A 13,282-nucleotide genomic window follows, 5' to 3' on the forward strand; every position below is an offset into this window, starting at 1 on the left:
TGCAGCCTGGTCGTCAGGCGGGAACCGCGCCCCCACGGCATCGGCACTGTGCATGGCCCGGCGACAGGCCGCGTCACCCATCTGGGTGACAGGCTCGCCGCCCGATCTCATTCTTGCGATCACAAATGCCTGTCCGGGCGCCCAGCCCTACCAAATGGTAGGGGACGACCCCGCGCCCGGCTTGCCAGTCTCGCGAAGACGCCGCCTCCGGCCATCCACAGGAACCAGACGGCGCGACATTTCCGTGAACCGGCATGAGGGGACGCTATGCAGGTCGAGGATCCCAGGGCCCGTGCTCCCGGGTCAGCTGAGCCCAGTGCACGTCACGTGCTCAGCCTGGACGGCACACCGCTCGTCATGCGTTGCCGGCAGGGAGCGCCCGACGCGCCCACCGCCTTTTTGGGCCACAGCCAGCCCACCTATCAGGACAATCTCACAGACCTTGCCGCCGCGCTCTCGGCCATGGGCCTCACGGTCTGGACTGGGGATCTGCGCGGCCACGGGCATTCAAGCTCCTCGGCGCGCCCGCTCGGCTATCTGCACCGGGAAACCGGCTGGGACGACCTGATCGCGGACGCGACCGTGATGGTCCAGACGGCGCTGGGCCACATCCCCTGGGGTGACCGGCTGCTGGTGATGCCCAACATCAATGCGCTCCTGACCCTGGAAATGCTCAAGGGCGATCCGGGGCTGGCGCGCTCGATCGTCCTCATCTCGCCGCCCCCCAACCAGATCGCGCTCTCGCTTATGGCGCGAGCCTTCATCAAGGGCCGCATGCTCGTCCAGGACGCCGACGCCCCCGACGAGCTCACCCTGCACCACCTTTACGCGTTTCTCGGCGCCCATCTCGACGACCGCCAGCACCTGCTCGACGTCACCACGTCGGACCGCGCCATCATCGAGGAAATGATTGCCGACCCCCTCGCCTTCCCCACCCCGACGGCGGGGTACTGGATGTCGATCTTCCGCGGCTTTGCCCAGGCGTGGTCCTGGCCCCGCCATGCCCGCATCCGCCCGGGCACGCGCATCCTGGTCCTTTACGGTGCCGACGACCCAATGACCGCGCGGGGACGTTTCGTCAGACCCATGAGCGCATGGTTCGCGGAGCGCGGTGTGGAGGACGTCTCCGCATACCGGATCGAGGGGGGCCGATCGGCCCTTTTCCTTGACGAGCGCCGTCTTTCGATCTCACGCGTCATCATGGACTGGCACGCCGGGAGCCCTGCCCCGGCCCGTACTGCCCGCGCACCCGGAGTGGAGGGTTTCGATGCGGTCTCATCGGAAGTCCTCGATCGGCTGGGGTTCGACGATCCTGCGTCCGAGCTGGAGCCCGATGCCCTGGTCGAGCTCTGCTACAACGCCATCGAGGACGAAAGCCGCTGGGTGGAAATGCTCTACCGCGTGGCCCGCGATATCGCCCGCCGCAAGGACATGGACGAAACCGAGCTCGATGGCATCTTCGCCAGCCTCATGCCCCATTGGGAGCGCTCCTACCGCGTCAAACGCCAGATCATGACCAATGCCGCGCTCGGCGTGGTGCTCCAGAACGTCATCGAACGGCTCGATATCGGCATGGCCCTTCTGACCGGGGAGTATCGCCCCCTCCATTCCAACCGGGCCTTCGGCGAGGCTCTTTACCGCTGCGGGCTCGTCTTCTCTCCCGAGCCCGATCCCCGCGCCATTGCCGAGGCCACCCGCATCCTGCTTGCTCCCGATATCAGGGCGCGGATCGAAACCGGCCCCGGCGAAGCGATGATCGTCCACAACGAGCAGCCGATCGGCGCCTATCTGCGCCCCTCTTCGCTGCGCCAGACCGGGCTCCAGCGTGGTGGCCCTTCCGGCGTCCTCATCCTTCGGCACGGACGCAAGGCCTTCGCCGAAGACCAGCGCCTGCCCCTGCTCCAACTCGCCTATGGCCTCACCGCTCAGGAAGCGCTCGTGGCGCTGCGCGTCTGCGAGGGGGGCAGCCCAGACGCCATCGCCACTGAACTGGGCATCTCGATCAACACCATGCGCACCCACCTCAAGCGGGTCTATGCCAAATGCGGCGTCGCCGGGCAGGCGGCGCTGGCCAGCCGCATGCTCTCGGGGCCCGTCGGATGGCTGGGCACCGCCGAAGCTGGGCCCGCCCCGCGCGCGCCCTCCACCGACGCGCAGCCCGGAGACCGCCCATGCTGATCGGCCTGTGTACCGCATTGGTCCTGCGCACGCTTTTGCGCTGGCGGACCGCAGAAACGCCCCGGCCTTCCGCGCCTCAGGCAAGCCCCGAGCGCACCGCGAGGGCAAAGGCCGCGCGCAAGCCGGACTGCGGCCCCGAATAGACCAGTGTATGCCCGGCATCCGCGACCGTTTCCAGGACAATGGCATTCGAGCTCCGGCTAAGCGCGGCGACAGCCTCGATCGGCACCGTGCGGTTGAGAGCGCCGTGGATGAGGTGGATGGGAACCGCCACCTTATACAACAGCGCGCTCCAGTCCGAATTGGCGATGGCCACGTCGCCACGGAACCCCAGCGCCGATTGCGCGATGTTGAACGCATAGGCCGAACGGAACGCGGCCAGCGCCTCGGGCTCGGAGAGCACCGCCATGTCGCGTTCGACGCCCGCAAAGACCGCATGGGGCCACCCGGCGGGCCCCAGCTTGCGCATCCGCTGCACGCCGATTCGGGTGAGAATTTCAATCAGCCATGGCGCGTGCCGTGCCGCCCAGGCAAAGACCTGCTGCTGGGGCGGCATGCCGCTGGCCTGGGCAGACGTCCGGGCCGGGATCACCGGCGAGACCGCGACGATCCCCGCGACGCGCCCAGGCGCCCGCGCCGCGAGCGCTGCAGCATGGGCGAACCCGGTGTCGTGCGCCAGCACTGCCACGCGCTCGATGCCCAAGGTATCGAGCGTCAGCATCATATCGTCCACCGCGGCCTCGAGAAGCGCGGTGCGGGCCTTGCAGGGCGGGGTCCGACCGTATCCGGGCCGCTCGCAGGCGAGGATATCGAGCCCCAGATCCACTGCCAGCCGCCGCTCGGCCTGCAATTCGCCGATCCCGAACAGAGTACCATGGCAGAGCAGCACCGGAACGCCGCCCGGCGCGCCATACCGCCTCAGTCCTACCGTCCGTCCCAGCCGGTCCCGCACCGTCAGGCTGGTGACGGTTTCGGCCGCCGGCTCGAGCGGTGCACCGGCGGGCGTCAGCCCTGCGGCCATGGCCGAAACCATCGCCACCGCCTGGGTCTGGGATCGCACGCCCAGCTTGGCCAGCAGCGCCTTGACCGATTGCCTGATGGTGCCTGGCGCGCGGCCGTCGCCCTCGGCGATCGCGTCGATCGAATGGCCGTCCATGAGCCCGCGCAGCACCGAGAGCTCGCGCGGCGAAAGGCCGAACTCCTCGGCCAGCAGGCCCGAGAGCCGCGCCGGCCAGCGCGGGGTCACGGGCGAAAGGCAGATCACCCCGGCGATCGCCATCCGCCGCCCCAGCCACATCCGGGCCACTTCGTCGCGACCCTCTTCGCACACCAGAATCGCCGTCTGGTCGGGCGCCGCGCGCACCCGTTCGAGAAAGCGCACAAAGCCCGGCCAGTCGATCCCCAGTCCCGCGATCCCGCCCTCTGCCGCAGCTCCGAACATGAGCTGCGCGCTGGCGTTGACGTGCAGGACAGCCCCGTTCTCCTCCACCGCCACGCAGGGCTCTGCCAGGGCGTCCAGATGCACGGCCACCGCCTGCTGGCGGGCCGTGGTGGTGGTGACGAGCAGCGGCAGGCTTTCGCGCACCAGGGTCTCGAAATCGCTGCTCACGATCTGCCCGGCCTCGCGCGTGGCAATCACCACCTCGGAGACGAAATTCTCGAACTCGGCCGGATCGCCCGCCAGCCGTGCCAGTGCATCGCCCAGTGCCAGGGGCAGTGAACCGCCCTGCACATCATCCCGGTCGCGATCCTGTGGCAAACCCCATCCCCCGAGCAGCCTGAGCCCGGGCCATTATGCGCGGCTTGCCGCCCCGATCAATCTTTCAGACGCCCGCTCAGTCCGGGGCGTCGAGGATCGGGCCCATGGGCGAATAGTTGAACAGCTCGAGCCGCATGGCGCCCGACCCCGCCGGCCGTTCGGCCAGCACCGTCAGGCTCGCGGGCCCCACGGGAATGATCCGCCTGGGCGTCAGCGCGATAAAGTGCTCGAGCAGCGCCCGGATCACCCCGCCATGACACACGACCAGCAGCCGGTCGCTGATGGCAAGAGCCTCGGCCACGCTGGCGCTGGTCCGGGCGACGAAATCACCCCAGGCCTCCCCGCCCGGCGGTGTGAAATCGCCCGCGCGCCAGCCCAGGTACCGCTCTGGATCGGCCGCCTGGATGTCGGAGATCGCGCGTCCCGTCCAGTCGCCCACATCGATCTCCCGCAGCCGTTTGCAAGCCAGCGGCGCGTTGACCCCGAGAAGCCGGGTGGTCTCGAGCGCACGCTGGAGATCGGAGGTGATGGTGCGCTCCGGCCTGAGCGCCTCGACCGTCTTGCGCAGCGCGACGGCCTGCTCCCGCCCCGTTTCCGAGAGCGCGATGTCGGCCTGCCCCTGCAACGTGCGCGAAGCGTTCCATTGGGTCTCCCCGTGCCGGACGAGCATCACCCGCTTCATGCCAGCCGCTCCCCGTCTACCGAGAACAACGCCGCAGGCACCTCGGGTATGGCAAAGTATAGCGTGTCCCCCGGCATGAACCCCGGCACATCGTCGACCACCGCCGTAAGCCGCAATCCAGCGCGCGCACCGGTCACCATCACACGCCCGGCCACCGGGCTCGCTTCGGCAAATTCGAGCGCGATCGTCCTTGGCCCCGCCTCCCGGGAAACCCTCAGGGTCTCGGGCAGAAACATGGCTTGGGCCGGCCCATCGAGCGGGAAGCTCGCCGGCAAGATCTCACCGGCAAACGCAATGCCATCCTGCGCGGGCTCCACCTCGATCAGATTGGCCGGCGGGGTCCCCACGAAGGTCGCGACAAAGGCGGTCGCAGGGTCGGCCACCAGGTCACGGGGCGTCCCGAACTGCTGGATCCGCCCACGGTTGAGAACCGCCACATGGCTCGCCATCGTCATCGCTTCGACCTGATCATGGGTGACATAGACCGAGGTCGCGCCGGTCGCCCTGTGCACCCGCATCAGTTCGCTGCGCATTTCCACCCGCAACTTGGCGTCGAGGTTGGAGAGCGGCTCGTCGAACAGCATGATCTTTGGCTTCGGCGCGATCATGCGCGCGATCGCAACGCGCTGCTGCTGTCCGCCCGAAATCTCGTTGGGGTAGCGCCGTGCCAATTGCTCGATGCCCAACAGACCCAGCACCTCGGCCACGCGCGTGCTGCGCTCGGCCTTGTCGAGCCCGGCGACCTTGAGCGGCCAGTCCACATTTCCCGCCACGGTCATGTGCGGCCAGAGCGCGTAGGACTGGAACACGAGGCCGGTGTCGCGCCTGGAGGGCGCGATCGTCCAGCCGGACTCGCCGTCCGAAACCTTCACGTCGCCAAAGGTGATCGTACCGCTGGTCGGCTTTTCCAGTCCGGCAAGCATGCGCAACATGGTCGACTTGCCGCAGCCCGAGGGCCCCACCAGGACGAGAAATGCCCCTTGCGGCACGGAAAGCGAGACGGCATCGACGACAGGGCCTTCGCCGAAATCCTTGGTGAGTGCGTCGATGCCGATCATGGCAGGAGCCTCATGATTTGAGCCATGGCTGGGACCTGTTTTGCAAGATGTTGGCAAGGATGGTCGCCAGGGCCGAAATGGCCAGGATGACGACCGCGATAGCATTGGCGAATTGCGCAAAGCCCTCCGAGGCGTAGCGATAGGCAAGGACCGCCAGCACCGGGGTCGCCGGAGTGAACAGCACCACCACCAGCGCCAGTTCGCGCATGATCTTGACAAAGATCAGCAGCGCGCCCGCAACGATCCCCCTCGCCGCCAGCGGCACGGTGATCGCGGCCAGCCGGCGCAGGAAGCCCGCTCCCGTGAGCCGCGCGCTCTCTTCGAGATCACCCGAAACCTGCTGGATCACCGCCCGCCCGCTCTGCACCGCAAAGGGAATAAGGCTGGCCGTCGCCGCGATGACCAGCAGGGTCAGCGTCCCGTAAAGCGCCGGAAACGGCCCGATCGGTGTGCCGAACAGGGCGATGTAGGCCGCCGCAAACCCGATCCCCGGCAACAGCAGCGGCACGAAGCTCAACTGCTCGATCGCCCCCGAGGCGAGCCCGGTGCGGTAGCGCGCCAGGGTATAGGCCACCAGCAGGCCCACAATGGTGCCCGTGACAGCCACGACCAGTCCCAGCGTCACGGTGGTGCCGATCGCATCGAGAATGAAGGGATTGTGCACGATCCCCGCCTGCCCCTGCGCGAAATCGGGATTGGACGCGCCCAGCCAGTAGTGCAGGGTCCAGCTCGAAAAGAGCTGGGACGACGAGGTCGACAGCGAGGAGATGATCAGCACGAGGACCGGGATGATGGTCGTCGTCGAACAGATCGCCGCCGCGAACGCAAACAGCGGCCACCGCGCCGCGCCGAGCGGCATGCGCTTGGCCCGCCCGCCCTTGCCGGTGATCGTCGCAAAGGTCCGCCGGCCATTGATGACCCGCATCCCGAGCCACAGAAAGAAAGCTGACACGGCGATCAGCAGGATCGCGATCACGAAGCCGCGCCCGGACTGGCCGATCTCGATCAGCCCGTAAAGCCGGGTCGCCATGGTCTGCATGCGCACCGGCAGCCCCAGAATGGCGGGAATGGCAAAGTTGGAGACCGCCTCTGCGAAGCTCAATGCGCCGGCCGAAAGCAGCGCCGGCAACGCGACGGGCAGAACGATGCCCGAAAGGATCCGCGCCCGGCGCGCACCCGCCATCTGCGCAGCCTCGACCAGATCGGAATTGATGGACGCCAGCGCTGCCGCGATGATCGCGAAGGCCAGCGAGTAATAATGAGCCGACAGCACGACGAGCGACGGCACGATTCCCCAGGACAGCCAGTCAGGGATCGTCAGTCCGAGCGATTCAAGGAAACCGGACTGGCCGCCCAGCCGGTTATTGCGGAACAGCGTGGTCCAGGCCAGTGCCGTGGCAAAACCCGGGATCATGAATGGCAGCGTCGCCATCACCGCGATCGTGCGCCGGAACGGCACGTCGGTCATCACCACCAGCCAAGCCAGAAAGCCGCCAGCGGCAACGCAGATGACTGCGGTTCCGAACCCCAGGATCAGGGTGTTCGAGAGGGGAACCCATAGAAGGTTCCGTGACAGGCGCGACGCGATCACATCCGTCCACGCCCCGATCGCATCGGGCGCGAGCGTTTCAAGCACGATGCGCATCAGGGGCGCCGCAACAAGCACCCCCAGCAGCGCCAGCACCACCAGCTTGAGCACGAGCCCCTGGGGCAGCTGCCCCGCCCGAACCCTGGCGATCGTTCCGGAAAATGTCATCGAGACCGGTTCCTTGGTTGGCCCCGGCGCCATGGCGCCGGGGCCGGTCATGTTACTGCAGCACGAGGATCAGATCGGCCACGTCCTGCCGGATTTCGGCCGAAGCAACGGGGTCGATGCGCCATGCAATGAACTCATCCAGCGCCACCGCATCGGGGTGGTTGGTGATGTCGTTGCGGGTCGCATAGTCACCCGGCACCGCGAAGGGCGCAAAGCCCGGTCCGCCGGTCTCGCTGTCGTCACCCATCAGGAAGTCGATCGCCAGCCGCGCCGCGGCGGGGTTGGCGGGGTTGGTCGCAAGCCCGATCAGGGCCGGGAAGATGATGCCGTTGGAGGGCGCCACGTCATTGGCGACCTGCAGGGCCCAGCCCTCGTCCTCATTGTCACGGCGATCCGAATAGGAGGTGAACCCGACCGGGGGATTGTCCTGGCCCGTCGCGCCGACCGCTGCGTTCACATCGTCGGTCGAGGACACGAGGATCACATCGTTGGCAAACAGGTCGATGATAAACTGCTCGCCCGCGTTCTGGGCGTCCGCGTCAAGGGCGATCGCTTCGCCGAACTGGGCCTCGTAGGCTTCGGCCATAGCGTCGGACTGCAGAACGATCTCGGTCATCAGGTCGAGATAGTCGCCGCGCTGCAGCGGATCGACCATGACCACGCGACCTGTCCAGTCCTCGGTCGTAAGCGCCCAGAGATTGTCCACCGGCGCCCCGTCCGGGTTGGCTTCTTCGTTATACATCAGCACCTTGGTGGAAAGGCGCTGGGCCAGCAGCGGGCTGGTGAACTCGTCGTCCAGACGCCCGTCCATGCGCGGGGGCACATAGTTGGCGATCAGGCCCGCTTCCAGCAATTCGGTCACCACGACGGGGGCATCGGAAATATAGACCACGTCGACATTGGAAATGCCGGCGTCCGATTCGGCGCGGATACGGGTGATCTGCTCGGTCGAGCTCATGTCGAAGCCGATCATGTCGATTCCCGGATAGGCCTCTTCGAACGCGGCTTCGACGCTCGCGATGCGGCTGGTGAACGAGTAGACCGTCACGGTGCCTTCCTGCTGGGCGAGCGGGAGCAGGTCGTCCACGCTCATGGCGTCGAGATCCTGCGCGATGGCCGGTGCGGTCAGCAGACCCGCGACAGCCGTGGAATAAAGCATCTGTTTGAGAACCATGATTTGAACCTCCAGTGAGTGCGGTCCGGCGGCGCCGGCCCCTCCTTTTGCACACAAGTTTGCAACATTCCCATGACATGCAATATAACTTGCAGAATGCGGCACGTCGAATGCCCCGGTCATCTTCACGACCGGTCGGGTCACGGCTACTCGAAATCGTCGATCAGCTTGCCCAGGGTCTCCAGACGCTCAAGCGCCTCATCCCGGTTCATCTGCGCCATGGTGAGGACCAGCGCATTGGTGATAGCCATCGGCACCGTCAGCGTCTGAAAGCCGTCATTGGAGCCCGAGCGCGGGGCCGAAAGCAGAAGCCCGGGGGCCGGCGCAAGGGCAGGACCCAGCGAGCCCGAGATCGCAACCGTCTGCGCGCCCACCTTGTGCGCCCGCTCGATGAGCGGGCCATAATGGCGCGGCTGGCGCCGGAACGCGAAGGCGACCAGCACATCCTCACGCTCGAGCCGCAGCACCTGTTCGGCCAGGTCCCGACCGTCACCCGCCAGGATCTCGACATCGATGCCCATGCGCAGCAACCGGCGCGACAACATGACCGCTAGGGTAACCGCATTGCCCCGCGCAAAGATGAAGACGCGCCGGGCTGCTGACACGATCCTGGCCGCCCCGGCGATCCTGGCGCTATCGACATAGCTCTGCAGCGCCGTCAGCGCCTCGATCTCTCTGGCAATCAGGTCCGAGAGCAAATCGCCGCCCTGCGCCGCCTCGAGAGTATTGCGCACGCGCACCGCCGGATCGGCCCTGACGATGAATTCGTCCCGGATCGCGTCGCGAAAGCCGGCGTAGTTCTGAAATCCCAGCTTCTTGGCCAACCGGGATGCCGTGGCTTCATGAACCCCGATACTCTGGGCTAGACTCGATGCCGTTCCCAGCGCAACATCGCGCGGCTTGGCAATGATCTCGCGCACAAGGCGATGCTCGGCCCGCGTCAGGCTTTCAGCCACGGCCTGTACGCGCTCAAGTATCGACATCGCTCCTCCTGTCAGCCGACGATACTCTCATGCAGGATAACTTGCAAGTAATCTCACTTATGCAAGTTTAATTGCATAAGTGAGATTGACCGCGCCTCAGTTCGCAGCACCAGCGTATCTCGACGCTTCCTTGAACCGTCTGCGCTCGCCCGGCAGCAAATCAACCTGACCTGGCCCCGTCAAAGCCGTCGCGTCACCGTTCTCGACAACTCATGGTAGCGCTAACGAGCGCGCTATGGTAACGGTACCGAGAAGAGGGCCGGGTGTGCCGCCCGCGCCTGTAAGCCATGGTCCAGAGAGGAAACGGCCGATGACGACAGAACCCTGGTATCGAACCACCCTGCGCTGGGGCCAAACCAATCTGGTCGAGGTCGACCCCCTCCGCTATGACGGGCAATGGTGGCGCGAGCACTGGAAAAAGACTCAAATTCAGGGCGTTATCGTCAATGCCGGTGGTATCGTCGCCTACTATCCCTCGAAATACCCGCTGCACCACAGGGCCGAAACGCTCGGCTCAAGGGACCTGTACGGAGAGATCGTCGACGCGGCTCGCCAGGAGGGCCTCACCGTCATCGCCCGCATGGACTCCAATCGGGTATCGCAAGACTTTTTCCAGGCCCATCCCGATTGGATGGCTGTAAATGCCGATGGCGCTCCCTATCGGCGCGCCGACAAATACGTCACCTGCATCAACTCTCCCTATTACAACGACTACCTGCCGCGCGTGATGGAGGAGATCATCGAGCGCAGCAGCCCCGACGGCTTTGCCGACAACAGCTGGGCCGGCCTACCGCGGGACAGCATCTGCTATTGCGATCATTGCAGGGAGGGGTTCCGCGCTCACTCCGGCCACGACCTGCCCCGCGCCCACGACTGGAACAGCGCCATCTATCGTGACTGGATCCGGTGGAACTTCGCGTGCCGCACCCGGCTCTGGGAACTCAACAACGCCGTCACCATGAAGGCCGGCGGCGACCACTGCCGCTGGATGGGCATGATCAGCGGCGATGTGATCTACAACGGCCAGCGGTTCATCGATCTCCAGGCGATCCTCAGCCGGTCCGAGATCGTCATGCTCGATCACCAGCGCCGCAACGCCATCGACGGCTTCGAGGGCAACACCGAGGCCGGAAAGCGTCTCCACCAGCTCGTGGGGTGGGACAGGCACATCCCCGAAAGCACGCCCCAGTACCAGCTGGGTTCTCCGGCGTTCCGCCTCGCCACCATGCCCGAGGCCGAAATTCGCCTCTGGGCCACGTCCGGGTTTGCCGGCGGCATCCAGCCCTGGTGGCACCACATCGGCTCCTGCCACGAAGATCGCCGACAGTACCAGACCGCCGAGCCCCTCTTTGCCTGGCACAAGGACAACCAGGACGTGCTGTTCAACCGCGTGCCGGTTGCCGATGTCGGGATCGTCTGGTCCCAGCAGAACCATGACTTTCATGGCCGCGACCAGGCGACCGACCGGACCATGGCGTCCTATCGCGGCGCGGTCAAATCCATGGATCGCGCCGGGCTGACCTATCTGCCGGTCCATGCCGACGACATCGCCGCCCTGCCGGAAAGCGTGAAAGTGCTGATCCTTCCCGACATGGGCGCGCTGTCGGACGACCATGTCGCAGCGATAGATGCGTTCGCCCGGGCCGGTGGCTCGGTCATCGCCACCTCCGAGACCGGCATCCGCGACGCCCAGGGCAACACGCGGGATCGTCTGGCGCTCGAGGCTCTTTTCGGCGTGCGGCGCGAGGATGCGGCTCATGGCGGGATCGGGCCCGCGGACCCCAGCCTCGAGGTCTGCGACAGACACTCTTATCTGCGCTTCGCCCAGGAGTTGCGTGGTGGCGTCTACGGCCCCGCGGATCCCGAAGCCTCCAGGACTGCCGGCGGGCGCGGTCCGCTCTTTGACGGGTTCGATCTGACCGACACGGTGCCCTTCGGCGGCCACCTCCCTGTCTTCAGGACATATGAGGACGTCGAGGTCCTCGCCACCTATGTCCCTCCCTTCCCCATCTTTCCGCCTGAAACCTCCTGGATGCGCGACCCGCGCACCGATATCCCCGCCATCACCATGCGAACCACGAGCGCTGGCGGCAGGCTGATCTGGTTCATCGCAGATCTTGACCGCTGCTTTGCGCGTGACGAGTTGCCCGACCACGCCCGGCTGATCGCCAACGCGGTCAAATGGGCCATCGGCGGCCATCCGGCCGTGGACCTCCATGGAGGCAACGGGCTTGTCTCGCCCACGCTTTACTGTCAGCCCGGTCGATCGATCCTGCACCTCAACCACCGCCTGACCACCAGCCCCATTCCGGGCCGGCAGCACACTCTGGTCGCATCGGGCCCTCTGAGCGTGCGCATCAAGGCGCCCGACGGCAAAACCGCCGCCGCTGCCCGCCTGCGCGTTGCCGACACTGACGTGACGCCTGCAATGGAAAACGGATACGCCGAGGTCGATATCGAGGCGGTCACCGACCACGAGGTCGTGGTCATCGACTGGCACTGAAGAATGGCCCCTTCATTCCGCGTTGGATGAAGGGGCGTTTTTCGTTCTGCCCTGATCGTGAAGCCTCGATGGCCGGAGAGGTGCTATGTCCGGGTCATCAGCCTATCGGGCCGGTAGGGCCGCAAAACTTCCGGATCCTCGCCGTCGATATCCGAAGCGATCAGTGCCCCAAGATGGGGCGCCAGCGTGACCCCGCTATGGGTCGCCACCACATAGTACGAAGACGCCCCGCCAGGTCGGCCCACCAACGGCAAACCGTCACCGGGCAGCGGGCGCAGCGGCGTACGCCAGCTCTCGATGCCCACATTGGCCAGCGCGGGGAACCGCTTACGCGCCGTGTCCAGCAAATGCTGCGCCAGCACCGCGACCTGCGCCTCGGTCGCCAGTTGCCCATCGACGCCATGATCGTGCAGCAGAAATCGCCCGCCCCCATCGGGCCGGATTTCGAGCCCATCGAACCGCACGATGGTATCGAGCGTGGTCGGTGCGGCGCGTGTGTAGACCAGCAGCCCGGGCGTCGAGGCCATCGCGATCGTCCAGGAGAGCTGACCGGTGAGATCGGCTACGGCCGCACCGGTGCAGTTGACCACCAGATCGCCCCCGATCACCGCCCCGCTTGCCAGCTCCACGCCGGACACCGTCTCCGGCGCCGACAGGACGAGTCTTGCAACGCGGTCCCCGCTGGTCACCCGCGCTCCCGATCTGACAGCATGGGCGAGCACCGTCGCAATGTAGACCGTGGGATCGATCCAGAACTCATCGGGATAAAAGACCGCCCCCAACTCCCCGTCCCCGGGCAGGGCCAGCTCGGGCACCAGCGCGCCAACCGCATGGCGATCGAGGATCTCGGCGCCATAGGACCGCGCGTGCAGTCTGGCAACCTTGTCGGCCAGGGCCCCGATCGCCCCCTGCCCGGTTCGAATTTCCAGATGTCCGCGCCCTGCGATCCACCGGTCGGTGCCCAGCCGGTCGGCCAGTGCCCTGTGCGCCTTCATGCCCGCGGCATTGAGATCATGATAGTGGCCGGGCGATTTGGCATTGGCATTCACCCAGGCAAAACTCGCACCCGACGCGCCCGCGCCCGGATAGGCGTTCTCGACGATGTGCACCGAATGGCCGCGCTCGGTCAGCCAATAGGCGACCGAGCTGCCCATCACTCCGGCCCCGATGACCACGATCTCGCCCACGG

Annotated in this window: 9 protein-coding genes; 2 read left to right on the plus strand and 7 right to left on the minus strand. The window is 66.4% G+C overall.

The genetic code is table 11. The annotated features are described in order from the left end of the window. Window positions 1-267: 267 nt before the first annotated feature. Window positions 268-2,178, plus strand: a complete 1,911-nt coding sequence (locus EO136_RS11425) for a serine aminopeptidase domain-containing protein (protein WP_127144548.1) — start codon at window positions 268-270, stop codon at window positions 2,176-2,178. 76 nt (window positions 2,179-2,254) lie between these two features. Here the strand turns inward: EO136_RS11425 and EO136_RS11430 are convergent, their stop codons facing one another. The 6 genes from EO136_RS11430 to EO136_RS11455 form a co-directional block, all read right to left on the minus strand. After that, window positions 2,255-3,937, minus strand: a complete 1,683-nt coding sequence (locus tag EO136_RS11430; RefSeq protein WP_127144549.1) for an alpha/beta fold hydrolase — start codon at window positions 3,935-3,937, stop codon at window positions 2,255-2,257. A 76-nt stretch (window positions 3,938-4,013) separates the two neighbouring features. Further along, window positions 4,014-4,619 (minus strand): histidine phosphatase family protein, encoded by a 606-nt coding sequence (locus EO136_RS11435; RefSeq protein WP_127144550.1) that lies wholly within the window; start codon window positions 4,617-4,619, stop codon window positions 4,014-4,016. Continuing rightward, a complete protein-coding gene (locus tag EO136_RS11440; RefSeq protein ID WP_127144551.1) occupies window positions 4,616-5,677 on the minus strand; it encodes an ABC transporter ATP-binding protein in 1,062 nt (353 codons plus the stop codon). The genes EO136_RS11435 and EO136_RS11440 overlap by 4 nt, the downstream gene beginning before the upstream one ends. A 10-nt stretch (window positions 5,678-5,687) precedes the next feature. Next, on the minus strand, window positions 5,688-7,433 hold the full coding sequence (locus tag EO136_RS11445) for an ABC transporter permease (RefSeq protein WP_127144552.1): 1,746 nt from the start codon (window positions 7,431-7,433) through the stop codon (window positions 5,688-5,690). A gap of 52 nt (window positions 7,434-7,485) precedes the next feature. Beyond that, complete coding sequence (locus tag EO136_RS11450) at window positions 7,486-8,607, minus strand: ABC transporter substrate-binding protein (protein ID WP_127144553.1); 1,122 nt, start codon at window positions 8,605-8,607, stop codon at window positions 7,486-7,488. A gap of 146 nt (window positions 8,608-8,753) precedes the next feature. After that, window positions 8,754-9,590, minus strand: coding sequence for a MurR/RpiR family transcriptional regulator (locus EO136_RS11455; RefSeq protein WP_127144554.1), 837 nt, complete (start codon window positions 9,588-9,590; stop codon window positions 8,754-8,756). A gap of 310 nt (window positions 9,591-9,900) precedes the next feature. Between EO136_RS11455 and EO136_RS11460 the strand changes: the two genes are divergently transcribed. Next, a complete protein-coding gene (locus EO136_RS11460; RefSeq protein WP_164730551.1) occupies window positions 9,901-12,093 on the plus strand; it encodes an alpha-amylase family protein in 2,193 nt (730 codons plus the stop codon). Window positions 12,094-12,176: 83 nt separating this feature from the next. On the opposite strand, the gene EO136_RS11465 is transcribed toward EO136_RS11460, so the two are convergent. Beyond that, entirely contained in the window at window positions 12,177-13,280 is a 1,104-nt protein-coding gene (locus EO136_RS11465) for an NAD(P)/FAD-dependent oxidoreductase (RefSeq protein WP_127144556.1), read from the minus strand. Between the last annotated feature and the right edge of the window lie 2 nt (window positions 13,281-13,282).

The organism is Pelagibacterium montanilacus (genome assembly GCF_003992665.1).
GTDB classification, from domain to species: Bacteria; Pseudomonadota; Alphaproteobacteria; order Rhizobiales; family Devosiaceae; genus Pelagibacterium; species Pelagibacterium montanilacus.